A 21,192-nucleotide genomic window follows, 5' to 3' on the forward strand; every position below is an offset into this window, starting at 1 on the left:
ATGCGCAAACTTGAAGACAAGACCCTGATCGTCGCCAGCCACAATGCCGGCAAGATCCGCGAAATCCGCGACCTGATCGGCCCTCTCGGCTTCGAGGCGAAGTCCGCTGCCGACCTCAGTTTTGTCGAGCCGAACGAGACCGGCACGACTTTTGAGGAAAACGCGACGATCAAGGCGCTTGCGTCGGCGAAGGCCTCGGGCCTGCCGGCGCTTTCGGATGATTCCGGGCTTGTCGTCGATGCGCTGAACGGGGACCCCGGCGTCTACACTGCCAACTGGGCGGAAACCACCGATGGCACGCGCGATTTTGCCATGGCGATGGAAAAGGTCGAAAACGCCCTGCAGGACGCAGGTGCTACAACATTCGACAAGCGCACCGGTCGCTTCGTCTCTGTGCTCTGCCTTGCGTGGCCGGATGGGCATGTCGAGCTGTTCCGTGGCGAGGTGGAAGGCCACATCGTCTGGCCGCCGCGCGGGACGCAAGGGTTCGGTTACGACCCGGTCTTTCAACCGCTCGGTTACGACACCACATTCGGCGAAATGAGCGCCGACGCGAAGCACGGCTGGAAGCATGGCGATACGGAAGCGCTGTCGCACCGAGCCCGCGCCTTCAAGCTTTTTGCCGAAACCTGCCTCGGCGCCTGAAAGAACGAAACAGAATGGCCACTTTCTCCTCCATTGGCGACAGCACCGACCCCGGTTTCGGGGTCTATGTGCATTGGCCCTTCTGTGCTGCCAAATGCCCCTATTGCGATTTCAACAGTCACGTGCGGCATCAGCCGGTCGACCAGCCGCGCTTCGTCTCGGCGTTCCTGACCGAGATGGCGGAAGCCCGCCGCCTTTCCGGCCCGCGCACCGTCACCAGCATCTTCATGGGCGGCGGCACGCCCTCGCTGATGGATCCGGCAACGGTCGAGGCCGTGCTCACCGGTATCGCGAAATTCTGGCATGTGCCTGACGGTATCGAGGTCACCATGGAGGCCAACCCCTCAAGCGTTGAGGCAACGCGTTTTCATGGTTACAGGGCTGCCGGCGTCAACCGTGTCTCGCTCGGCGTCCAGGCGCTGAATGACCGCGACCTCAAATTCCTTGGCCGGCTGCACAATACGGAAGACGCGCTGAAGGCGATCGGGCTGGCACGCGACATCTTCCCGCGCATGTCCTTCGATTTGATCTATGCCCGCCCGAACCAGACGGTCGCGGATTGGGAACAGGAGCTGAAGCAGGCCGTCTCCTACGCCGTCGATCACCTGTCGCTCTACCAGCTGACAATCGAGGAAGGCACACCCTTCTACGGCCTGCACAAGGCGGGCAAGCTGGTGGTTCCGGATGGCGAGCAGTCGGCCGTGCTCTACGAGGCAACGCAGGAGATTACCGAGGGCTTCGGCATGCCGGCCTACGAGGTGTCCAATCATGCCGCCCCCGGCGCCGAAAGCCGCCACAACCTGACTTACTGGCGATACGGCGACTATGCCGGCATCGGGCCCGGTGCACATGGGCGGCTCAGCATGGGCCGAAACAAGATCGCCACCGCCACCGAGCGCAAACCGGAAGAATGGCTGAAACTGGTCGAGGAACACGGCCACGGCATGATCGACCAGGAGGTTCTGGGTCTCGATGAACAGGCCGACGAGCTGCTGCTGATGGGCCTACGGCTGAAGGAGGGCATCGACCTTGTGCGCTGGCAGAGCCTCTCCGGCCGCGAGCCCGATCCGGATCGCGAGCAGTTCCTCATCGAGCACGGCTTCATCGAACGGCTGGGCAATTCCCGCCTGCGCTGCACGCCGGCCGGCATGCTGATCCTCGATGCGGTGGTCGCCGACCTCGCCTGCTGATCCTATTCAAACTTCGAAAGATATTTTCTAAGGATCATGTCGAGCGTTGCCCGCTCATCCGGTTCGAGAAGCGCGGTTAGCCGATGCTGATTGGCGACATGGGCCGTGACGGCGCGCTCGACCAGATCGAGCCCTTCCGGCTTCAGGGCGATCAGGACGCTGCGCCGATCCTCGGGATTGGTCATTCGCTCGACAAGGCCAGCCTTCTCCAGTTGATCGATACGGTTGGTCATAGTGCCCGAGGTGATCATCGTCGTCGCCAGCAGATCACCGGGCGAGAGGCGGTAAGGCTTGCCGGAACGCCGCAGCGCTGCAAGTACATCGAAATTGGCGGACGTCAGACCAAGCTCGAGGAATGTCTTCTCGACCTCCCGCCCGAGATAGGTCGCGAGCCGCGCCAGCCGCCCGAGCAGCCCCATCGGCTCGACGTCTAGGTCCGGGCGCTCCCTGTGCCACTGTTCCAGGACTCTATCGACATGATCCTTTTCCATGATTACGGTCGTAGAAAAGTTTTATCTTGACGTCAAGATAAATGATGCTACGCTTATTTATCTTGAAATCGAGATACTTTAAATGAAGATAAAATCCGCTTCCCTCACCGATATCGCCCTGACAGCCGTCGCGCCGGCCATCTGGGGCAGCACATATCTGGTCACCACTGAACTCCTGCCGCATGGATATCCGCTTACGGTTGCCATGCTGCGCGCCCTACCGGCCGGCATCATCCTTCTGTTGATCGTCCGGCAGTTGCCGCGGGGCATCTGGTGGCTGCGGAGCTTCACTCTCGGTGCGCTCAATTTCTCGTTCTTCTGGGCGATGCTGTTCATCTCCGCCTACCGCCTCCCGGGTGGGGTTGCCGCGACGGTCGGCGCCATCCAACCGCTGATCGTCGTGGCGCTGGCACGCCTGCTGGTCGGCACGGCAATTAGGCCGCTGGCGATCACGGCTGGTCTGGTCGGCATGGCCGGAGTAGGCCTTCTGGTGCTGACGCCATCGGCGGCGCTCGATCCCATCGGCGTCATCGCCGGGCTGGCGGGCGCTGTTTCGATGGCCTTTGGAACGGTCCTGACGCGGCGCTGGGCGCCACCGGTTTCGAGCCTGACCTTTACCGCCTGGCAACTGACGGCCGGGGGGCTACTCCTGTTGCCGGTCGCTCTTCTGCTTGAACCCGCCCTGCCGACGCCGACACTGGCAAATGTCCTCGGCATTGCCTGGCTCGGCCTGATCGGCGCGGCCTTCACCTATCTCTTGTGGTTTCGCGGCCTTTCGAAGCTCGAACCGGCCGCCGTTGCCTCCCTCGGCTTCCTGAGCCCGCTGGTGGCGACGATGCTCGGCTGGGGCGTGCTTGGGCAAAACCTGTCGCCGGTCCAAATCATCGGCATAGCGGCCGTGCTGGTCAGCGTCTGGATGGGACAGCGGGCGCAGATGGCGCGACGATCGACCGCTCCGATGGCAGCCCTGCCCGTCAGGTCCTAACCACTGTTTTCCTCGCCACCGTAAGCTTGAAGATCAAAGCAGAGCCGCCGGTCAGCCGGCTCTGCCGATGATCCCGACGGTGGTCAGGCCCACTCGCCCTTACGCATCACGGGGACCTTTGCGCCGTCCGGGCGGATGCCGTCGATATCGACCTTACCGGAACCGATCATCCAGTCGATGTGGATCAGGCTGGAATTGCCGCCCTGCGCCTTGATCTGCTCCTGGCTCAGCGAAGCACCATCGAGGAAGCATTTCGAATAGCACTGGCCGAGCGCGATATGGCAGGAGGCATTCTCGTCGAACAGCGTGTTGTAGAACAGGACGCCGCTCGCCGAGATCGGCGAGGAATGCGGCACCAGCGCCACTTCGCCGAGACGCCGCGCGCCTTCGTCGGTATCCAGCACCTTCTTCAGCACTTCCTCGCCCTTGGTCGCCTTCGCCTCGACGATGCGGCCGCTTTCGAAACGAACCTGGATATTGTCGATCAGCGTGCCCTGATGCGACAGGGGCTTGGTGCTCGACACATGGCCTTCGACGCGAAGCGCATGCGGCGTGGTGAAGACTTCCTCGGTCGGGATATTCGGATTGCAGGTGATGCCGTTCTTGGCCGTCGAGGCGCCACCATGCCATTCATGGCCGTCAGCCAGGCCGACGGTCAGGTCAGTGCCCGGACCGGTGAAACGCAACGCGGCAAAGCGCTCGGCGTTGAGCCAGGACGAGCGCCGCGCGAGATTGGCGTTGTGCTCGGCCCAGGCCGCGATCGGATCCTCGACATCGACGCGCGAGGCGGCGAAGATCGCATCGGCGAGCTTTTCGACGGCAACGTGTTCAGGATCGCCCGGAAACATCTGCTTTGCCCAGGCCGGGTTCGGGTAGGAGACGATGTTCCAGTTGATGTCGAAATTGGAAATCTTCTCCAGCGCCGGCTTGTAAGCGATCGAATTGGCCTTGTTGGCGCGCGCGACCTTCGCCGGGTCCTGGGCTGCCAGCATCATCGGGTTGTCGCCCGAGATTGCCAGACGGGCGGCATTCTTGCCGTACGCCTTGGCCATGCCATCGTAGAGCCAGTCGGCCGCCCGGTCGAAGCTTTCCTCCGGCGCATGTTGATAGCGCGCGAGCGTCGTCTCTTCATCCGAATAGAAGGTAGAGACCAATGCGGCGCCGGCGATATAGGCGTGCCTGGTGATCAACCGCACAAGCGGCAAGGCGGCGATCGGAGACGTGATCACCAGTTCCTGTCCACGCTCGAGCCGCAAGCCCACCTTGACGGCGACTTCGGCGAGCTTGTCGAGTTTGATGGGATCGACGGCTTGATGGGCGGGAGAATGGAAGGTCATCGCAAATCCTGCTGACTTGTTAGTCTGAACCACCTGTTTAATGCGCTTCGGACCAAAACAGAAGGCTTTTGCGATCGCCGCCGATCACATCATCAATCAGGCCGCCACCCGCTTGCCGGGCGCCAAAAGATAGGCGTCATGCCGGCGCAGGAATGCCAGCAGGCGTTCCTGATAATCCGCCGTGGCCGCCTCGATGACGCTTGGCCGGGCGGCAAGCGTCTGGCGCCAGGCGTTGACGCGCGGCAGCCCAGCGAAAATGCCGCTTTCGAAGAGGCTTTCGAACAGTTCGAAATAGCGCAACACCGGCGCGAAGACGGCGTCGACCACGCGGAAGTGCTCACCCGCGAAATAGGGTCCGTCACCCAATTCCTGTTCGAGTGTAGCGAATTTTGCCGCGAGCACCTGGCGCTTTACCTCGAACTGTTCGGCGTCCTTCGTCGTCTCATAAACCCAGAGATCCGCAAGGATGGATGAGCCGAATTCCATCCAACCGCGATGGCGCGCACGGGTCAGCGGATCGGCCGGATGCAGCGGCGCACCCGCTTGGGTTTCCTCCAGATATTCGCAGATCACGGTGCTTTCGAACAGGATCGCGTCATCCCGGCCGGCCTGCGGGACTGCCAGCAGCGGCACCTTGCCGAGCGGCGAGATGCGCAGGAACCAATCCGGCTTGGCTGCGAGATCGATATATCGCCGCTCGAAGGCCACGCCCTTTTCCGACAACACGATCGAGGCGCGCTGCACGTAGGGGCAGAGATAATGGCTGATGAGGGTGAGCTTCTCGGATTGCATGGCTTAACTCCGACTATTTAGATGCAATTGCATATATTATCATTTGCCAACGCCGTCAAGATAGATGTAGATGCATGTATGTCCGATAAAATACAAGCGCCCGCTCCCAGCACCAATGCCACGCAGGCCTGGATCAACCTGATGCGGGCGCAGCAAAGGGTGCTCGCCCTGATCGAGGGTGACTTCAAGGCCGCCGGCTTGCCGGGGCTTGGCTGGTACGATGTGCTCTGGGAGCTTTCCCGCGCCGACGCCGGACGGCTGCGGCCATTCGAGATCGAGGAGCGCACGCTTCTCGCGCAATACAATCTCTCGCGCCTGATCGACCGGCTGGAGCGGGAAGGCCTTGTCGAACGCCAGACCTTCGACGACGACGGCCGCGGCCGATGGGTACTGATCACCGAAAAAGGCCGTGCCTTGCGTTCGGCGATGTGGGACGTCTACGCCAAGGCGATCGCAAAGCATGTCGGCGCAAGGCTGCCGAACGCCGACGCCGGGCAACTCGCGGACTTGCTGTCGCGATTGCTCTAAAGCTTCAGGCAATCAGTGGCGCCGCGACCGCATTCAAGGCCTTGCGCGCATCCTCGGGGGCAAGCCGCACCTGCAGGCCGCGCTGGCCGCCGTTGATGTAGACGAGCGCCTCGCCGAACGCTTCTGCCTCGATCGCCGTCGGGACCTGCTTCTTCTGTCCGAACGGGCTGATGCCGCCGACATGATAGCCGGTCAGCCGCTCCGCCTCGGCCGGTTTCATCATGGTCGCCGACTTGCCACGAAAGGCGGCCGCCAGCTTCTTCATGCTGACTTCGCGATCGGACGGCACGACAACGCAGACCGGCTTGCCGTCCACCTCTGCCATCAGCGTCTTCAAGACACGGCGCGGTTCCTCGTTCAGCGCTTCTGCCGCCGCCATGCCGATCCGGTCGGCGGAAGGATCATAGTCATAGGTATGAACCGTAAAGCCGGTTCCGGCCTTTGTCAGCGCAAGCGTCGCACGGGTGCTTTTCGACATGGTTTCCGTCAATTTCACGAAAAGGATGTTGCGGTTCAGCCTTTATGGGCGCGATCGAGATGATCGAATACTCCGAGGCGGCGCCTCTCGCTCCCTCGATCCGGCCGAAAATGAGCTTCGGCATCGAACTCTGCAAGCGCCCTGGCGGAAAGCTCGTCGAAAAGCTTATTGAGGCTGACCCCGCGGGCCGAAGCAAGCGCCTTCAATCGCTCATGCTGATCGTCTGGAAGACGGATCGTCAGTGTGTTCATTTCAGTACCTCCTTTCCGCCATCAACCTCGTCCAGCAGAAAAGATACGCTCATAAACGTCCGGCTTGAAGCCGGCCGTGAACGTTCCATCATGATCCAGTAGCGCCGCTTGATCATCGAAGGCTGGGCGAGCATCAGGGCAATCGCCCTGTCTTCGTTCAATCCAGCCTTGTCGGCATCAGGCAGGGCGCGAAAGGTGGTGCCGGCGCGGTTGAGCACGGTTTCCCAGCCGAGCGCCGCGCACCAGCGCTGGAGCGCTTCACGCGAAATACCGGATGCCTTGTAGTCGTGGAAATCATGGGCGACGCCTTGGCCTTCCAGCCAGATGCGCGCTTTCTTCATCGTGTCGCAGTTCTTGATGCCGTACACCGTCACGCTCCTGCGTCATGCCATCCCTTTGCTTGCCGGCGAGCGGGATAGCATGACGCAGGATATCGGGAAAGTCGCGGTTGACGGCCTCAGTCCAGAAGCGGCCAGCGGTCGATAGGTTCGTATTCGCCCCTGCCGATAAAACTGCGGATGAGAACGAACTCGCGCGCAATCCAGCTGACCGGCGCGGCGAGCCTGTGCTCGGGAACAGACGCCGCATCGCAGAAAAGCGTCATGTGCGGCGTGAAGCGAGGATTGTAGGTGAAGGTCAATCCGACAGCCCACATCTCCTTGGCCAGTTGGACATGCAGATCCATGATCTCCTCACTGCGCACGGCATTGCCGAGCACGATCGCGTTGGCGCTGGCGACATGCCTGACCCGGTCGAACGTCACTTCGAATGGCGCGGCCTTGACCGTGGCCATTGCCGCCGACACGGCAACGACAAGATCCTCCGGGAAATCGGCGTATTTCCCAACTGCATTCAGTGAGACATGCATGAACTCGTGCGGATGCAGCTTCGGTGATCCCCCACAGCGCTGTGACACATCCCGGCCGATTTCGACGGCCTGCAACGCCACGTCGCGCTCGGGCACGATTGCCAGAAACAGATTGCACTTCCCGGCATCATCGATCTTTCGCGCTACGCCTCCATTTGCAAACGCAAACGACTTCTGATCACGACGCACGGCTTCATTCCCGGCTTTTCCAAGCATGGCAGTCCTCATCTCTTTTTGAATGACGCGATTATAGCCGAGTCCCGCGGGAGATCAAGAACAAAACAAGAACATTGTGAATCCGTTCTCATCGAGGCATAATCAAGGAATGTTCGCTTTTGGGAAAATCGCTGAGTTCTCCAGAGTAGCCAAGCGAGGCGCTTCCTGATCCGATCCCGCGTACATTGCGCAAGAAACGGGTGGCATCAAGGACGAGACTGGAAGAGGATCGGGCATGGTTTATATCTACAAAAAACCTCGCCTCGCCGCTGGTGCGCTGAAGCTGGTTGCGAAGAAGCAGGCGAGAGAGCGCCGCAGCGTGACACTCACGGGCCGCTCGCATACCGCTCGGCGGGAAGGACCTGAAAGGAGTTCGGCATGGCCCGGATAGCGCCCAAATATCACGTCTTCGACACCGCTGGCGGTTACTGCGGCATCGCCTGGAACAGCGTCGGCGTCGTGCGTTTTCAGTTGCCGACGCGCAGCGCCGAGGCAGCGCAGCGAAATCTCCTGCGCCGTATGCCTGACGCCGAGCGCGCCGCCCCGCTGGCGGCGGTAAGCGAAGCCATCACCGCGGCGAAACGCTATTTCAACGGCGAAAAGATCGATTTTTCAGATGTCCGGCTCGATCTTGACGGGCAGAACGAATTCTTCAAGCAGATCTATGCCGCGCTGCGCCGCGTCGGCTGGGGTCATACGACAACCTACGGCACCTTGGCGAAGGAACTGGGCGCCGGCCCTGAAGCCGCGCGCGATGTCGGGCAAGCCATGGCACAGAATCCAGTGCCGTTGATCATCCCGTGCCATCGGGTGCTCGCTGCAGGCGGCAAGGTGGGCGGTTTTTCGGCGCCCGGCGGCGCGACTGCCAAGGTCCAGATGTTGGAACTGGAAGGGGTCCATCTCAGGCCGCCGGAGTCGGCACAGCAATCGCTCGGGCTGTAGCCCTCGCGCTCTGACCATTCGCCGCCACCATCGCCGACGCACATAAAGTCGGTTTCGCGGTGGATCGGAGGGAACCCAGCAGTTTAAAATACGTTTACCTTATCCACCACTGTCACAAAGGAGAAAGGAAGGACAATGAGTGTACGTGATTTGATCCCCTGGAACCGTGGCACCCAGGCTCCGAGTGTCTTTCGCGGCAGCGACATGGATCCGTTTCTGTCGCTGCACCGCAACGTCAACCGTCTGATCGACGAGGTCTTTCGCGGCTTCGACACGCCCTCGGCATTCGGCCAGATGATGACGCGCAATGGCACATGGCCGACTGTTGAAGTCTCGGAGAACGACAAGGAAATGCGGGTCATCGCTGAAGTGCCCGGCCTCGAAGAGAAGGATATCGAGGTCACGTTGGACGACGGCGTCCTGGTAATTCGCGGCGAAAGGAAATCGGAAACCGAGGACAAGGATCGTCAGTTCAGCGAGCGCTACTACGGACGCTTTGAACGACGGCTCGCCCTCGGCCACGAGGTCGAAGAGGACAAGGTCGACGCAAAGTTCAACAACGGTGTTCTTTCGATAACGCTACCGAAGACCGCAAAGGCGCAGGCAAGTGCCAAGCGGATTGCGATCCACCATTAAACACCGATTGTGACGAGCCTACCGGGCGCGTGACGCGCCCGGTACTGAACCAGGATCACTCCGGTTCGCCGGCCTCGAAAATGACCTCAAATCATTCCCACTCGATCGTGCCGGGCGGCTTGCTCGTGACGTCGTAGACGACACGGTTGATGCCGCGGACTTCGTTGATAATGCGGGTAGCGGCGCGGCCGAGGAATTCCATGTCGTAGTGGTAGAAATCCGCGGTCATGCCGTCGACGGAGGTGACGGCGCGCAGGGCGCAGACGAATTCGTAGGTGCGGCCATCGCCCATGACACCGACGGTCTGGACGGGCAGGAGCACGGCAAACGCCTGCCAGATGGCGTCGTAGAGGCCGGCCTTGCGGATTTCATCGAGATAGATGGCATCGGCCTCGCGCAGGATTTCGAGTTTTTCGCGGGTGATACCGCCCGGGCAGCGGATCGCAAGACCCGGACCCGGGAACGGATGGCGGCCGATGAAGCTATCTGGCAGGCCGAGCTCCTTGCCGAGCACGCGGACTTCGTCCTTGAACAGTTCGCGCAGCGGCTCGACCAGTTGCATGTTCATGCGCGCCGGCAGGCCGCCGACATTGTGGTGCGACTTGATGGTGACCGAAGGACCGCCGGTGAAGGAGACGCTCTCGATGACATCCGGATAGAGCGTGCCCTGCGCGAGGAACTCGGCGCCGCCGAGCTTCTTGGCTTCCGCTTCGAAGACATCGATGAACAGCCGGCCGATGGTCTTGCGCTTGGTCTCCGGATCGCTCTCGCCTTCCAGCGCATTGATGAACAGGTCCGATGCGTCGACGTGAACCAGATGCAGGTTGTAGTGCTCCTTGAACATGGCGACGACGTCGGCCGCCTCGTTCTTGCGCATCAGGCCGTGGTCGACGAGAATGCAGGTCAGCTGGTCGCCGACCGCCTCGTGGATCAGGAGAGCCGCGACGGAGCTATCGACGCCGCCGGAAAGGCCGCAGATGACGCGCTTGTCGCCCACCTGCTTGCGGATTTCGGCAATGGCTTTGTCGCGATAGGCGGCCATCGACCAGTCGCCCTTCAGGTCGGCGATCTTGTGGACGAAATTGGCAAGCAGCTTGGCGCCATCCGGCGTATGCACGACTTCAGGATGAAACTGCACGGCGTAGAATTTTTTCGCCTCGTTGGCGATGAAGGCAAACGGCGCGTTCGGCGAGGTGGCGACGACTTCAAAGCCGGCCGGGATCGCCGTCACGCGGTCCCCGTGGCTCATCCAGACCTGGTGGCGGGAGCCTAAGGTCCAGATGCCGTCATAGAGCGCGCATTCCTTGTCGATCTCGATGAAGGCGCGGCCGAATTCGCGGTGATGGCCGGCCTCGACCTTGCCGCCGAGCTGCTCGCACATGGTCTGCTGGCCGTAGCAGATGCCGAGAACCGGCAGGCCACTGTCGAACACCACCTGCGGCGCGCGCGGCGAGCCGATATCGAGCGTCGAGGCCGGGCTGCCCGACAGGATGATCGCTTTCGGGTTCAGCCGCTTGAAGCCCTCGTCAGCGGACTGGAAGGGCACGATCTCGCAATAGACGCCGGTTTCGCGAACGCGCCGCGCGATCAGCTGCGTGACCTGGCTGCCGAAATCGATGATGAGAACGGTATCGGGATGGACTGTCGCTGTCATGACGCGCTTCCGCTGGCTTGGGATCATCTGATGGGGAACTATGGCGAGCCTTTAAATAAAGGCGGCGCCGAGCGCAACGATTACATTGCACCCCGACAATTTTGCGCCGTCAGACGGCGATTTCGCCCGTTTCGACGGCATTTTCCACCGCATCGACAACGGCGGCGAGCTTCTCGTCGATGACGTGCAGATATTCGGTCCAGTCGCCGACATGTTTCAGCTCGGCCTTGCCGTCGGAAATGCCGCGTAAGCCGATCAGGGGAACACCAAAGGATTGGCAGGCGCGCAGGATGGCGAAAGTCTCCATCTCGACCATGTCGGCCGCGATCGTCTCATAGGCCGCGCCGGAAACGATATCGGCGCCGGTCGAGAGGCTGGCCTGTTTCACACCGGGAATACGCAGCGGCAGATCGACGGTGACCGGAAGGTCGAGGAAAGGTGTGGCGCCCTTTTCAAAACCGAGCGGCGAGGCGTCCATGTCGCGATAGGCAACCGAAGTCGCTTGATAGACTTCGGCCTGCTCCAATCGCGCGGAACCGGCGGAGCCGAGCGAGATGACGAGAGCGGGAAGGCTGTTGCGGGCGCGCAACTCCGACAGCGTTCGGGTCAGCGTCACGGCAGCCTCGACGGGACCGACGCCGGTCATCAGCGGCGAAATGCGTTCGCGCAGGTGCATGCCATATTCCGCATCGACGGCCATGACGTAGAGCAGCATCTTGCCCGCCACATGCTTTAGTTCGAACGTCATCCCTCAATTCCCTCGCGACCGCGGATCACCATCATCGTGCCGGTCATGGAAGCAATCAGCTTGGCTGGTCCATCCGCGGAAAGCGCATAGCCGCGACCGTCGGAGACGATAATCGTCGTGCCCGGTTTCGTCACTTCGCCGCGAAACAGGAACCGCTCGCCGCGGCCGGGCGACATCAGGTTGACCTTGAATTCGATGGTGAGAATGGAAGCGTCGGGATCGATGACCGAATAGGCGGCGTAGGTGCCGGCGGCGTCGAGCGCCGCGGAAATGATGCCGGCGTGCAGGAAACCATGCTGCTGCGTCAGCTTCTCATCGAACGGAAGCTCGATCTCGACGGAGCCCTGCTCAACCCGCGTCAACTCGGCGCCGATCGTCGCCATGGCGGCCTGCCTGCCGAAACTGTTGCGGATGCGGTCGCGAAATTCCACCGTGTTCTCTCAATCGTCTGCGTTGATCATGGACCTTGCCGGCCCCGATATCCGGGCGGACGGACAGTTGCATGGCGGGAAAACAAGGACAAGCTCAATTGATGAGGAAAATCGACCTGTTGAGCAACGGGGCGAAGGCGATCCCGGCGAGAGGGGGCACGCCAAGAGCGCAAACCGGCGCAGGCATGACAATGCGCTCCGCAATCCCCATATCGATTGCATGGATGAACACAGGCCCTTCGAGATACGGCCGGGCACCGGCGATGACATCTTCGCGATCGCCGGGGTGCTCGTCGATACATGGCGCTCGACCTTTCGCGGCCTGCTGGCGGATGCCTTTCTCGACGGCATGTCGCGCGAGGATGAGGCCATTCGCCTCGCGCGGCGGATGGGCGTGCCGGGTATCTATTATCTCGTCGCGGTCGAGCCTGCCACGAGCAACATCATCGGCTTCGCCAATTTCGGCCCGTCGCGCGGCCGCGTTCCAGCGCATATTCATGAACTTTACGCGCTCTATATCCGCAGCGAGCATCAGAAGGCCGGCATCGGTGCTGCCTTGGTGCGGTCGGTGGCAGCGCAATGCGCCGGGCAAGGGGCCAAGTCCCTGTTTGCCTGGGTTCTCGCCGGCAATCCCAACCGGCGGTTTTATGAACGGCTTGGCGCGAAAGCGATCGGAACGAGTGGGGTCGGGGTCGGAGACCGGAGTTATGAACAGGTCGCCTATCTCTGGGAGGATATTGAAGCCTTGGTCCCACGAGCCAATGGCCAATCGTGAACACTTTCAGAGTTTCCCGACCTTGACGATGTGCTGGTCCCAGGCGACCTTGCTTTGCGCATCACCGAACTGGCCGCGGTAGGATGACGTAATGAAGCCATGCGCGGCGGCGGCGATGCCGGCTGCATCGGAGAGGCTGTCCTGCCTGACGACCACCCCGGTCTTCGCATCCACCGTGACTGCGGTGCCGCCCTTCGGCGAGGTCAACCCCACCAGTCCGTCGCGCCGGTTGACCGCAATGGCACCGACATAGTTGGCAAGCGCCACCGTCGTTTCCTTCGGCAGTTCCAGGAAGCGGATATCCTCACCGCGCGAGAAGGAGCCGGCAAGCGGCGGCAGGTCGTTGCGGGCGCCCTCGTACTGGCAGGCGAACCAGATTCGGCCGTCGGCATCGATATCGACATGCCGGGTCGACAGCTGACGCAGGTTATCCGGCATCGTGTGGCGCTCGATCAGCGCGCCCGTTTGCGTGTCGATCAGCGCCAAAGACGGCTCCATGTGATCGAGGTTGAGTTTGATGCGGCCGAAATCCGGATGTGTCTCGATGCCGCCATTGGCGACGACGAGCATCCGGCCATCTGCCGACAGCGTCATGTCGTGCGGGCCGATGCCATAGGACGGGAATTCGCCGATCCGGGCGAAATCTTTCGTACCGTCATAGACGCCGATCATGCCGCGATTGCCGGCGAAATCGTTCTCCGTCGCGTAAAGCACCCGCCCATCGGCCGAAAAGCAGCCATGGCCATAGAAATGCCGGCCCTCGACCGAGGTGACGACGATCGGCTCGATGCTATTATCCGGTGCAAGGATCAGCGCATAGGTGCCGGGCCGCCGGGCAAAGGCGACGGCACGGTTGGTGACCGGCGAATAGGTCATACCGTGGGCACGCGCGGGCAGAGGCACCCGCTCGAGGATTTCCCCCCTCTCGCTCAGCGTGGCGACGCCATAGGTGCCGTTAGGGGCCATGAAGCCGGAGGCATAGACGGCCTCGGTCCTTGAGAGCGCGAAGGCAACCTTCGGCGCAAGCGTCGCCGCCCAGGCTGCACCCGCCATCGTCAGGAAGGCGCGCCGGCCGATCATATCCCTGGATTTGCGTTGGATGAGGTTCATGAAAATACGCCGGTTGAAGCGGTGCCGCACGCGCGGCGCGACACACTTATCGCCTATCGGGTTGCCGTCTTAAAGCCAACCCCGCCGCTTGAAATAGAGGAAGGGCAGGAAGGCCGACAGTACCATCATCAACAGCGCCACCGGATAGCCGAACTCGAATTTCAACTCCGGCATGACATCGAAGTTCATGCCGTAGATCGAAGCCACCAAGGTCGGCGGCAGGAAGACGACGGCGGCGACGGAGAATATCTTGATGATCTGGTTCTGCTCGAGATTGATCAACCCAAGCGTCGCATCGAGCAGGAAGTTGATCTTGTTCGACAGAAACAGGGCGTGATCACCAAGCGAGGTCGCATCGCGCTGGATCAGCTTGACCCGCTGGCGGCTTTCCTTGATCGCCTTGCGGGTGCCGATCCCATCGAGCGCCGTGTGATAGGCAACGAGCCGGCCAACACTGACGAGGCTTTCGCGGATGACGCTCAGGAAATCTCCTTTCTGGCCAATCTGCTCGATCAGCGACTGCAGGTCGCGGGTCTTCTTCGTGACGCTGGAATTGTTCTTGCGGAACACCTCCCGCGAGATGCCGTCGACCTCGTTGCCAATGCGCTCCAGCGCATCGGCCGTACGGTCGATCATGGCTTCCAGAAGTCCCAGCATGGCCAATTCGCCGCTCTCGCAGGAGACGCCGTTGGGGCGCTGCATGCGCGTGGCATAAAGATGGAACGGCTTCGGATCGGCATGGCGAACCGTGACCAGCGTTGCCCCTTTCAGGATGAAGGTGACCGGTACCTTGACGGGGCTATCGCCATCGAGCTCGGTCGCCGCGGTCATGGTCATGAACTCGGCGCCATCTTCCTGATAAAGGCGGTCGGACAGTTCGATCTCCTGCATTTCGTCCCGCGTCGGGATTTCGATGCCGAGATGCTGTTCGACGATACGGGTCTCGTCCTGGGCGGGGTTGAACAAGTCGAACCAGACGACCGGTGTGGTTTCAGCCAGGTCCGCGGCGTCGAGCAGGGCGAAGTGATTGTCCTGGCTTTTGTAGATGCGCAGCATATCGGGTTCCATTCTGGCAAGTCTGTCGACCGCCAGCGGACCCCTCGTTACCAGGGCCTGACGGTCGGCAAAATCGAAGCGGTACTTCGACTGTCGGGGTTCATGATCCGTTGATCCTTATTTGGCCGTGTTCGCGGGTGGAACACAGGTGACGCTTTGCGCCTGTGTTCGGTTTTTGTCAACCGGTTTCAAGGGCTTGCAGGCCCGCGTCGGCCGCGGTGCGACGCTCAGTCGCCATCGGCGAAGGAGAAGCCGGCGCCCAGCCCGATGGCGCCGCCGAAATCGAGATTGAGGCGCTGCAGCACGTTATTGGTATTCTGCAGGATGCGGTTCAGCCTGCCGCGCTGCTCCTCGTCTTCGATCGCCTCTTCGATCGGCAGATCGATCTGGTCGGCATCGTCGACGATGGCTTGCAGGACATAGTTGATGGCGCGCACCATGGAGCGCCGGTCGTCGGGCAGCAGCGCCTGCATGTCGGCCGTGTTGAACAGCGTCTGCAGCGCCATGAAATTCGCCGAGAGCGCCGGCATGGTGTTGCCCGAGCGCCAATAGATCGCCAGCCTCGGATGTCCCTTGTCCGGCTCGCCCTTGATGATGCCCGCATAGAACGGCCGCAGGCGCTGATCGCGGATGCTTTCGACGCCGTGGACGAGGATGCCGAGCAGTTCGGTCGCGGCTTCCTTGCCGTCGCGATAAAGTGGATTGTCCGGACCGGGCGCCTTCCAGGCCGACTGGATGCCATCCGGTTTTTCCCATTCGGCATAAAGCTCGGCGGCAACGGACTTCAGATTGTCGGCGATCGCCGCACCATAGCGGCAGCGGAACCCGTTCTTTTCCGAGGTCAGAACCTCCGCGCCCGTGCCGTAGAGAACATATTCCAGTGCGCCGAGACCCTGCGCAGCAACGCTCTTGCCCTTGAGGGTCTCGGCCGAGGTCGCCGTTTCGTCACTTGTCGCCAGAATGCGCTGGACCTGCTTCAGGCCGGTGCTCTTGCGATCCGGAAAAAACAGGAACCGCTCGAACCGGTTGCCTTCGATGACCGGCCCGACACGGACGATCTCGATCGTCGACCATTGCTGGATCACCTCGTCGAAGGTCATCTGCACGTCACCGAGCGTCTCCTCGGATGGCTTGTCGCACAGCACATGGGCCGCTTCGGCAAGCGATTCTGTGCCCTCCATCAGGTCACGGTAGCCGGGCCGGATGAAATCGTCGACGGCCTTCTGCATGACACCCGGCACCGCCTCCAGCTTGAGTCCGGCGCGTGGCGGCGCCGCCTTATCCACATCCTCGGCCATGACGGGCAGCGACAGGACGGCAAGGCCGAGGCAGAGAAGCAGAGGAAGCCGGTGGCGCATCAAAGAGACTCCAGAAATGTCATCAGGGCTTGTCTATCGGCTTTTTCCAGTGCGGCAAACCGGTCGCGGGCCTTTGCCGCCTCGCCGGCGTGCCAGAGAATGGCTTCGGTCAGATTTCGGGCACGTCCGTCATGAAGGAAGAACGTGTGGCCGCTCACCGTCTTGGTCAATCCGATACCCCAGAGCGGCGGCGTGCGCCATTCGCTGCCCGAAGCCTCGCCCACTTGCTGGCCGTCGGCAAGGCCGTCGCCCATGTCATGCAGCAAGAAGTCGGAATAGGGCCAGATCAACTGGAAGGCATGCGCCTTGTTGGCGGCATCGCGACGGGTCACGAATTTCGGCACATGACAGGAAATGCAGCCGGTTTCATAGAAAACCTTCTTTCCCGCCAGCGTTTCTGCAAAACTTGCCTTGCGGCGCGCCGGGACAGCAAGATTCTCCGAGTAGAAGGTTAGGAGATCAAGGACCGGCCCTGGCGCTTCTGTATCGCCCAGCCTCGGCTGTACGCCGTCGGCCAGGGCGAGACAGGCGGTTTGTGCTGCCATGCAATCGCCATGGCTGCGCTTCGCATCCGGAGACGAGATACCGATGTCCCCCGCCAGCGCGCCGGCGCTCTGCTGGCGCACCGTGGCGCTCTGTGCTTTCCAGCCGAAGCGGCCGAGGGTGAGTTTGCCGGAGGCCGGATCACGCACCACGGCCGGCTTGCCACTGATGCCGTCGCCATTCTTGTCGTCCGGATCCGCATTCGTCAGCATATCGGCGGAGTGAATGGCTTCCACGAGCCCCAGCCCACCCATCGCCTGCGTCACGCGGGGCGACAGCGTGGTCGCTTCATCAAGGGCACCATAACCCGGCTTATCGATCGAATAATGCGGCTTGCGCAGGAAAACCGTTTCACCGCCCGCCAGCATCACCGGGGTCTCCGTATAGCTGATCTTCATATGGCCTTCAGCGGGAAGACCGGGCACGGCGCTGTCTTGCAACTGCGTGCCGTAAACGGGATCCGGAAAATTCAGCACCTCGTGGGCCGCGATCGCCGCCTGTTCCTCCGCGGTCTTCGGCGCTCGGGCAAGACGCAGGAACATCGAGGTCGCGTCGGCCGACCCTTCCGGCGGGTGCCCTCGCCCGTCCTTCAGATGGCAGGTCTGGCAAGCACGGGCATTATAGAGCGGCCCGAGACCATCCGAAGCCTGCGTCGATGAGGGTGAAGAGACCCAGAGCTTGCGGAACAGCGCATTGCCGAGCTTGAACGTCTCTTCCTCGGCAAAGGTGATATTGGCCGAGAACTGCGAGAAGCTGTCCTGATTGACCGAGGCGATGGACGTGCCCGCACCACCCGACATCGCTTCGAATTTTTCGGCTTTGGAAAAATCGGTGGCGGGGCGGATTACGTCCTCAACACGGATTTGGTCGGCCTCGGAAAGATCGTCGCGCGCTTGGCTGAAAAAAGCGCCAATCGGAGCGCTTTCGGTGGCCGGCGCATTGCCGGCTCGCTCCCTCTTCTCCCCGGCGGGGAAAAGGTGGCGCGATGCGCCGGATGAGGGGGCGGCTGGCACCCAAATCGCCGAGAAGCCCCCCTCATCGCCTCGCATACGCTCGGCGCTTCTCCCCGCTGGGGAGAAGAGGGAGCTTGTCGCAAGCGCCTTCGATCCATATGGGACGGCCCTGCCCCTTGAGGGGGCGATGTCACGCAGTGACAGAGGGGGGTATGCCGCCCTCGATGCCATCCCCTTCTCGTCAAAAATGGAAAAACCGCCCGCCGCTAGCAAAAGCGCAGCGGCAGGCGGCAAAATCACACGTCGGGCGAGCCAAACAGGCATTCAGAAAAAACCGGGCCGCACACCAGAAGCGGCGGCCCGCCTTTGCGTTTTCATTGGAAGACAGCGTTAGGATTATCCAGGCTGTCTGAACCTTCAAGCTCGATCGTGCCGAGATCCAGCGACGCAATGACGCGCTCTACCGTTTTTGCCTGTGCGACGAGGCCATCGATGGCGGCCTGGACGACGGCGTTGCCCTCGGTGTTGCCCTCGGCGATCATCTGGTCGTAGGCCTCGACGGTCTGCCCACGCTTGGCCATCGCTTCCATCGCAGTGATCGTTGATGCCAGCTTTTCCTTCATCTCCTTGTCGAGCGCCGGATCCTTGGCGGCGACGAGTTCGGAGAGCGAAGGGCCGGTCAACTTGGCGCCGTCAACCTTCGTATATTCGCCGGTGTAGGCGGCCTGGATGCCGATCGCATCGTGCAGATGCGAGTTGTAGGTGTTGTCGGAGAAGCAATCATGCTCTTCTTCCGGATCGTGCAGCAGGAGGCCAAGCTTCATGCGCTCACCGGCCAATTCGCCATAGGAGAGCGAGCCCATGCCGGTCAGGATCGCCGCAACGCCGGCCTTGGCGTCGCCTTCGACATTCTTCATGGCGGCACCATCCGGCGCCCAGTTGGCGACCATGTCCTTGAGGTCGGAAACAAGCAAGTCGCTGGCGGCCTTCAGATAGGCGGCGCGGCGATCGCAATTGCCGTTGGTGCAGGTCTTCGTGTCATAATCCGTGTAGGACCGGTTGCCGGCGCCCTTGCCGGTGCCGTTCAGGTCCTGGCCCCAGAGCAGAAATTCGATGGCGTGGTAGCCGGTGGCGACATTCGCCTCGATGCCGCCTGCTTCCTGCAGCGTGCTCGACAGGAATTCCGGCGTAATGCTGGTTGCGTCCACGTCCTTGCCGTCGATCTTGATCGTCTTGTTGGCGACAACGTTGGCGGTGAACAGCGCGTTCTCGTCGCTTTCGGCGCCGTAGCTCGGATCGACATAATCGATCAGGCCCTCGTCCAGCGGCCAGGCGTTGACCTTGCCTTCCCAGTCATCGACGATCGGGTTGCCGAACCGGTAGACTTCGGTTTCCTGATAGGGGTTGCGGGCCGCAAGCCAGGCCTCGCGAGCCGCCTTCAGCGTTGCTTCGCTCGGTGTCGCGATCAGCGCCTCAACGGCCTTGTCGAGCGCTTCTGCGGTCGTAAGAGCGTCGGAATATTTGGCGTATGCCACCTCGGCATAGTGCTTGACGACGGCGGCTGCGTCGATCGCAGCCTGGGCCGGCTGCAGCGCAAGCATCGACGTTGCGGTTGCAAACGCCAGCGCGGCGCTCCGAAGGAATGATGTGGTCATGACCTCTCCTGGTATTTTCCGAATGAATTCGGTGTTCCCCGCGCCCGGTGCCCGGTCGCACAGTCGCGCGGACCGAAATAGGACGTGGCTGTTCAGCCCGGTTTTCATGAACCAAAACAAAACTTGTGTCAAAGTGTATAGTTTAGAACGTTTTCAGTATGGGAGAGGACGAGGGCTCATCGCAGCGGGTGCGAGAAACCAATATCCACGTTCAGGCCTTACGGCCCATCAGGCAGAAGAAGAAGCCGTCTGTGCCGGTGGAGGCCGGGGTCAGCGTCACCGTCTTCATGTCGGCAGACCAGGGTTGCGGCTTGTCGGTACCGAACAGACCTGCCCAGGCATCGGCGCCGGACAGGATTTCGAATTCCGGATTGTGCTCGCAGAAATTGTAGACCTGAGCCTCGTTTTCTTCCGGCAGCACCGAGCAGGTGATGTAGATGAGGTGGCCGCCCGGGCGCACGAAGGAGGCAGCGCCCGCAAGCGCTTCCTGCTGCTGCGCCAGGCGCTCCTCGAGATTCCTCCGCGTCAGCCGCCATTTCGTGTCCGGCCGGCGGCGCCAGGTGCCGGTGCCGGTGCAGGGCGCATCGACGAGAACCCGGTCGCATTTGCCAATGAGCGGCGTCAGGCCTTCCAGACGGTCGTGGACCTGGACGTTGCGCGTGCCGGCTCGCTTCAACCGCTCGATGATCGGCGCCAACCGCTTGCGGTCGGTGTCGTAGGCGTGCACCTGGCCCTTGTTGTTCATGGCAGCCGCCATGGCCAGTGTCTTGCCACCACCTCCGGCGCAATAATCGAGAATTTGGTCGCCTTCTTTCGGCATCACCAGGTCGGCCACGATCTGCGAGCCTTCGTCCTGAACCTCGAACCAGCCCTTCTGGAAGGACAACTCCGCTGTGACGTTGGGCAGGCGCGACGGCCCCTCGCCCGCCTGCACGCGAATACCGTTGCGCGCAATCATCGTTGGCTCGACGCCGCTGCGCTCCAGCGCCTTCAAAACCTTCTCACGGGAAGCCTTCAGGGTATTGGCGCGCAGATCAAGAGCAGGACGCCCAGCCAGCGCCTTTGCCTCGGCGAGCCAGTCTTCGGCAAAATTCTCCTCGAAGGACGGCTGCACCCATTCCGGAATATCGCCCTGCACATGCAGGGGCGCGTCTTCCAGCTTGCGGCTGGCGAAAGCCGCTTTCATCTCTTGCGTGAGCGGTTCAGGCGCAAACTTGTCGCCCTCCAATTCTGCGGCAAGTTTCTCCGGCGACACGCCCCACTGGCGAAACATCACCGCGTGACCGAGCGCCGTGGCGCTGTCGCTGTCCATCAGCCAGGTGTGCGAAAGTTTCATGCGCAGGGCGTCGTAGACGATGTTACCGATCGCGGCACGGTCGCCCGACCCGGCAAAACGATGTGCCAGTCCCCAGTCCTTGAGGGCATCGGCAACGGGACGCTTGCGCGCCTCAATATCGGCAAGAACCTCAATGGCTCCGGCGAGCCTGCCACCCAGTCGCATCTTTCAAACTCCATTTTCCGCCGTGGTAGCGGTGATGGCCGCCAAGAGC

22 protein-coding genes and 1 pseudogene are annotated in these 21,192 nt (G+C 61.8%); 7 read left to right on the top strand and 16 right to left on the bottom strand.

Annotated features, from left to right (window positions below):
* Both rdgB and hemW read left to right on the top strand, forming a co-directional pair.
* On the top strand, positions 1 to 645 hold the full coding sequence (gene rdgB / locus ACSQ2Z_RS20225) for an RdgB/HAM1 family non-canonical purine NTP pyrophosphatase (RefSeq protein WP_436082852.1): 645 nt from the start codon (positions 1 to 3) through the stop codon (positions 643 to 645).
* A gap of 14 nt (positions 646 to 659) precedes the next feature.
* Positions 660 to 1,835, top strand: a complete 1,176-nt coding sequence (hemW, locus tag ACSQ2Z_RS20230; RefSeq protein ID WP_436082853.1) for a radical SAM family heme chaperone HemW — start codon at positions 660 to 662, stop codon at positions 1,833 to 1,835.
* Between the two features lie 2 nt (positions 1,836 to 1,837).
* Here the strand turns inward: hemW and ACSQ2Z_RS20235 are convergent, their stop codons facing one another.
* Positions 1,838 to 2,326 carry a MarR family winged helix-turn-helix transcriptional regulator gene (locus ACSQ2Z_RS20235; protein ID WP_436082854.1) on the bottom strand — a complete coding sequence of 163 codons (489 nt, stop codon included), beginning with the start codon at positions 2,324 to 2,326 and terminating at the stop codon, positions 1,838 to 1,840.
* 82 nt (positions 2,327 to 2,408) lie between these two features.
* On the opposite strand from ACSQ2Z_RS20235, the gene ACSQ2Z_RS20240 reads away from it, so the two are divergent.
* Complete coding sequence (locus tag ACSQ2Z_RS20240; protein ID WP_436082855.1) at positions 2,409 to 3,311, top strand: EamA family transporter; 903 nt, start codon at positions 2,409 to 2,411, stop codon at positions 3,309 to 3,311.
* A gap of 83 nt (positions 3,312 to 3,394) precedes the next feature.
* On the opposite strand, the gene ACSQ2Z_RS20245 is transcribed toward ACSQ2Z_RS20240, so the two are convergent.
* Together ACSQ2Z_RS20245 and ACSQ2Z_RS20250 are read right to left on the bottom strand one after the other, a co-directional pair.
* Positions 3,395 to 4,648 carry an aminopeptidase gene (locus ACSQ2Z_RS20245; protein ID WP_436082856.1) on the bottom strand — a complete coding sequence of 418 codons (1,254 nt, stop codon included), beginning with the start codon at positions 4,646 to 4,648 and terminating at the stop codon, positions 3,395 to 3,397.
* A gap of 96 nt (positions 4,649 to 4,744) precedes the next feature.
* Positions 4,745 to 5,440: a glutathione S-transferase family protein gene (locus ACSQ2Z_RS20250; RefSeq protein ID WP_436082857.1), complete on the bottom strand. Its 696-nt coding sequence runs from the start codon at positions 5,438 to 5,440 to the stop codon at positions 4,745 to 4,747.
* 78 nt (positions 5,441 to 5,518) lie between these two features.
* Between ACSQ2Z_RS20250 and ACSQ2Z_RS20255 the strand changes: the two genes are divergently transcribed.
* Positions 5,519 to 5,968: a MarR family winged helix-turn-helix transcriptional regulator gene (locus ACSQ2Z_RS20255; RefSeq protein WP_436082858.1), complete on the top strand. Its 450-nt coding sequence runs from the start codon at positions 5,519 to 5,521 to the stop codon at positions 5,966 to 5,968.
* 4 nt (positions 5,969 to 5,972) lie between these two features.
* On the opposite strand, the gene ybaK is transcribed toward ACSQ2Z_RS20255, so the two are convergent.
* From ybaK to ACSQ2Z_RS20275, 4 genes and pseudogenes are all read right to left on the bottom strand, one after another.
* Positions 5,973 to 6,446, bottom strand: coding sequence for a Cys-tRNA(Pro) deacylase (gene ybaK, locus ACSQ2Z_RS20260; protein ID WP_436082859.1), 474 nt, complete (start codon positions 6,444 to 6,446; stop codon positions 5,973 to 5,975).
* A 35-nt stretch (positions 6,447 to 6,481) separates the two neighbouring features.
* The gene (locus tag ACSQ2Z_RS20265) at positions 6,482 to 6,697 is read right to left on the bottom strand and encodes a toxin-antitoxin system HicB family antitoxin (RefSeq protein ID WP_436082860.1); all 216 of its coding nucleotides are present in this window, start codon (positions 6,695 to 6,697) and stop codon (positions 6,482 to 6,484) included.
* Positions 6,698 to 6,718: 21 nt separating this feature from the next.
* Positions 6,719 to 7,038 (bottom strand): annotated as a pseudogene (locus tag ACSQ2Z_RS20270) (arsenate reductase).
* A gap of 116 nt (positions 7,039 to 7,154) precedes the next feature.
* Positions 7,155 to 7,781 carry a 2'-5' RNA ligase family protein gene (locus ACSQ2Z_RS20275; RefSeq protein ID WP_436082861.1) on the bottom strand — a complete coding sequence of 209 codons (627 nt, stop codon included), beginning with the start codon at positions 7,779 to 7,781 and terminating at the stop codon, positions 7,155 to 7,157.
* 378 nt (positions 7,782 to 8,159) lie between these two features.
* Between ACSQ2Z_RS20275 and ACSQ2Z_RS20280 the strand changes: the two genes are divergently transcribed.
* Together ACSQ2Z_RS20280 and ACSQ2Z_RS20285 are read left to right on the top strand one after the other, a co-directional pair.
* Entirely contained in the window at positions 8,160 to 8,723 is a 564-nt protein-coding gene (locus ACSQ2Z_RS20280) for a methylated-DNA--[protein]-cysteine S-methyltransferase (RefSeq protein ID WP_436082862.1), read from the top strand.
* A 135-nt stretch (positions 8,724 to 8,858) separates the two neighbouring features.
* The gene (locus tag ACSQ2Z_RS20285; protein WP_436082863.1) at positions 8,859 to 9,359 is read left to right on the top strand and encodes an Hsp20/alpha crystallin family protein; all 501 of its coding nucleotides are present in this window, start codon (positions 8,859 to 8,861) and stop codon (positions 9,357 to 9,359) included.
* A gap of 91 nt (positions 9,360 to 9,450) precedes the next feature.
* On the opposite strand, the gene guaA is transcribed toward ACSQ2Z_RS20285, so the two are convergent.
* The 3 genes from guaA to ACSQ2Z_RS20300 form a co-directional block, all read right to left on the bottom strand.
* Complete coding sequence (gene guaA / locus ACSQ2Z_RS20290) at positions 9,451 to 11,013, bottom strand: glutamine-hydrolyzing GMP synthase (protein WP_436082864.1); 1,563 nt, start codon at positions 11,011 to 11,013, stop codon at positions 9,451 to 9,453.
* Between the two features lie 109 nt (positions 11,014 to 11,122).
* Positions 11,123 to 11,761, bottom strand: coding sequence for a 5'-methylthioadenosine/S-adenosylhomocysteine nucleosidase (locus tag ACSQ2Z_RS20295; protein ID WP_436082865.1), 639 nt, complete (start codon positions 11,759 to 11,761; stop codon positions 11,123 to 11,125).
* The gene (locus ACSQ2Z_RS20300; RefSeq protein ID WP_436083140.1) at positions 11,758 to 12,144 is read right to left on the bottom strand and encodes a PaaI family thioesterase; all 387 of its coding nucleotides are present in this window, start codon (positions 12,142 to 12,144) and stop codon (positions 11,758 to 11,760) included. The genes ACSQ2Z_RS20295 and ACSQ2Z_RS20300 overlap by 4 nt, the downstream gene beginning before the upstream one ends.
* A 49-nt stretch (positions 12,145 to 12,193) precedes the next feature.
* Between ACSQ2Z_RS20300 and ACSQ2Z_RS20305 the strand changes: the two genes are divergently transcribed.
* Positions 12,194 to 12,967 carry an N-acetyltransferase family protein gene (locus tag ACSQ2Z_RS20305; protein WP_436082866.1) on the top strand — a complete coding sequence of 258 codons (774 nt, stop codon included), beginning with the start codon at positions 12,194 to 12,196 and terminating at the stop codon, positions 12,965 to 12,967.
* A gap of 6 nt (positions 12,968 to 12,973) precedes the next feature.
* Here the strand turns inward: ACSQ2Z_RS20305 and ACSQ2Z_RS20310 are convergent, their stop codons facing one another.
* The 6 genes from ACSQ2Z_RS20310 to ACSQ2Z_RS20335 all read right to left on the bottom strand — a co-directional run bounded on the left by ACSQ2Z_RS20310 (position 12,974) and on the right by ACSQ2Z_RS20335 (position 21,143).
* Positions 12,974 to 14,077: a DUF1513 domain-containing protein gene (locus ACSQ2Z_RS20310; protein WP_436082867.1), complete on the bottom strand. Its 1,104-nt coding sequence runs from the start codon at positions 14,075 to 14,077 to the stop codon at positions 12,974 to 12,976.
* 69 nt (positions 14,078 to 14,146) lie between these two features.
* Positions 14,147 to 15,133 carry a magnesium transporter CorA family protein gene (locus ACSQ2Z_RS20315; protein WP_436082868.1) on the bottom strand — a complete coding sequence of 329 codons (987 nt, stop codon included), beginning with the start codon at positions 15,131 to 15,133 and terminating at the stop codon, positions 14,147 to 14,149.
* A 227-nt stretch (positions 15,134 to 15,360) separates the two neighbouring features.
* The gene (locus ACSQ2Z_RS20320; protein WP_436082869.1) at positions 15,361 to 16,491 is read right to left on the bottom strand and encodes an imelysin family protein; all 1,131 of its coding nucleotides are present in this window, start codon (positions 16,489 to 16,491) and stop codon (positions 15,361 to 15,363) included.
* Entirely contained in the window at positions 16,491 to 18,311 is a 1,821-nt protein-coding gene (locus ACSQ2Z_RS20325; RefSeq protein WP_436082870.1) for a di-heme oxidoredictase family protein, read from the bottom strand. The genes ACSQ2Z_RS20320 and ACSQ2Z_RS20325 overlap by 1 nt, the downstream gene beginning before the upstream one ends.
* A gap of 50 nt (positions 18,312 to 18,361) precedes the next feature.
* Positions 18,362 to 19,642 carry an imelysin family protein gene (locus ACSQ2Z_RS20330; protein ID WP_436082871.1) on the bottom strand — a complete coding sequence of 427 codons (1,281 nt, stop codon included), beginning with the start codon at positions 19,640 to 19,642 and terminating at the stop codon, positions 18,362 to 18,364.
* A 211-nt stretch (positions 19,643 to 19,853) separates the two neighbouring features.
* Positions 19,854 to 21,143, bottom strand: coding sequence for an RsmB/NOP family class I SAM-dependent RNA methyltransferase (locus tag ACSQ2Z_RS20335; protein ID WP_436082872.1), 1,290 nt, complete (start codon positions 21,141 to 21,143; stop codon positions 19,854 to 19,856).
* Between the last annotated feature and the right edge of the window lie 49 nt (positions 21,144 to 21,192).

It is taken from the genome of Pararhizobium sp. LjRoot235 (assembly GCF_964254145.1).
Lineage (GTDB): Bacteria > Pseudomonadota > Alphaproteobacteria > Rhizobiales > Rhizobiaceae > Pararhizobium.

Bases quoted from the DNA above. Each gene is read 5' to 3' on its own strand.
- rdgB (WP_436082852.1), top strand. From the start codon at position 1: ATGCGCAAACTTGAAGACAAGACCCTGATCGTCGCCAGCCACAATGCC.
- hemW (WP_436082853.1), top strand. From the start codon at position 660: ATGGCCACTTTCTCCTCCATTGGCGACAGCACCGACCCCGGTTTCGGG.
- ACSQ2Z_RS20235 (WP_436082854.1), bottom strand. From the start codon at position 2,326: ATGGAAAAGGATCATGTCGATAGAGTCCTGGAACAGTGGCACAGGGAG.
- ACSQ2Z_RS20240 (WP_436082855.1), top strand. From the start codon at position 2,409: ATGAAGATAAAATCCGCTTCCCTCACCGATATCGCCCTGACAGCCGTC.
- ACSQ2Z_RS20245 (WP_436082856.1), bottom strand. From the start codon at position 4,648: ATGACCTTCCATTCTCCCGCCCATCAAGCCGTCGATCCCATCAAACTC.
- ACSQ2Z_RS20250 (WP_436082857.1), bottom strand. From the start codon at position 5,440: ATGCAATCCGAGAAGCTCACCCTCATCAGCCATTATCTCTGCCCCTAC.
- ACSQ2Z_RS20255 (WP_436082858.1), top strand. From the start codon at position 5,519: ATGTCCGATAAAATACAAGCGCCCGCTCCCAGCACCAATGCCACGCAG.
- ybaK (WP_436082859.1), bottom strand. From the start codon at position 6,446: ATGTCGAAAAGCACCCGTGCGACGCTTGCGCTGACAAAGGCCGGAACC.
- ACSQ2Z_RS20265 (WP_436082860.1), bottom strand. From the start codon at position 6,697: ATGAACACACTGACGATCCGTCTTCCAGACGATCAGCATGAGCGATTG.
- ACSQ2Z_RS20275 (WP_436082861.1), bottom strand. From the start codon at position 7,781: ATGCTTGGAAAAGCCGGGAATGAAGCCGTGCGTCGTGATCAGAAGTCG.
- ACSQ2Z_RS20280 (WP_436082862.1), top strand. From the start codon at position 8,160: ATGGCCCGGATAGCGCCCAAATATCACGTCTTCGACACCGCTGGCGGT.
- ACSQ2Z_RS20285 (WP_436082863.1), top strand. From the start codon at position 8,859: ATGAGTGTACGTGATTTGATCCCCTGGAACCGTGGCACCCAGGCTCCG.
- guaA (WP_436082864.1), bottom strand. From the start codon at position 11,013: ATGACAGCGACAGTCCATCCCGATACCGTTCTCATCATCGATTTCGGC.
- ACSQ2Z_RS20295 (WP_436082865.1), bottom strand. From the start codon at position 11,761: ATGACGTTCGAACTAAAGCATGTGGCGGGCAAGATGCTGCTCTACGTC.
- ACSQ2Z_RS20300 (WP_436083140.1), bottom strand. From the start codon at position 12,144: ATGGCGACGATCGGCGCCGAGTTGACGCGGGTTGAGCAGGGCTCCGTC.
- ACSQ2Z_RS20310 (WP_436082867.1), bottom strand. From the start codon at position 14,077: ATGAACCTCATCCAACGCAAATCCAGGGATATGATCGGCCGGCGCGCC.
- ACSQ2Z_RS20315 (WP_436082868.1), bottom strand. From the start codon at position 15,133: ATGCTGCGCATCTACAAAAGCCAGGACAATCACTTCGCCCTGCTCGAC.
- ACSQ2Z_RS20320 (WP_436082869.1), bottom strand. From the start codon at position 16,491: ATGCGCCACCGGCTTCCTCTGCTTCTCTGCCTCGGCCTTGCCGTCCTG.
- ACSQ2Z_RS20325 (WP_436082870.1), bottom strand. From the start codon at position 18,311: ATGCCTGTTTGGCTCGCCCGACGTGTGATTTTGCCGCCTGCCGCTGCG.
- ACSQ2Z_RS20330 (WP_436082871.1), bottom strand. From the start codon at position 19,642: ATGACCACATCATTCCTTCGGAGCGCCGCGCTGGCGTTTGCAACCGCA.
- ACSQ2Z_RS20335 (WP_436082872.1), bottom strand. From the start codon at position 21,143: ATGCGACTGGGTGGCAGGCTCGCCGGAGCCATTGAGGTTCTTGCCGAT.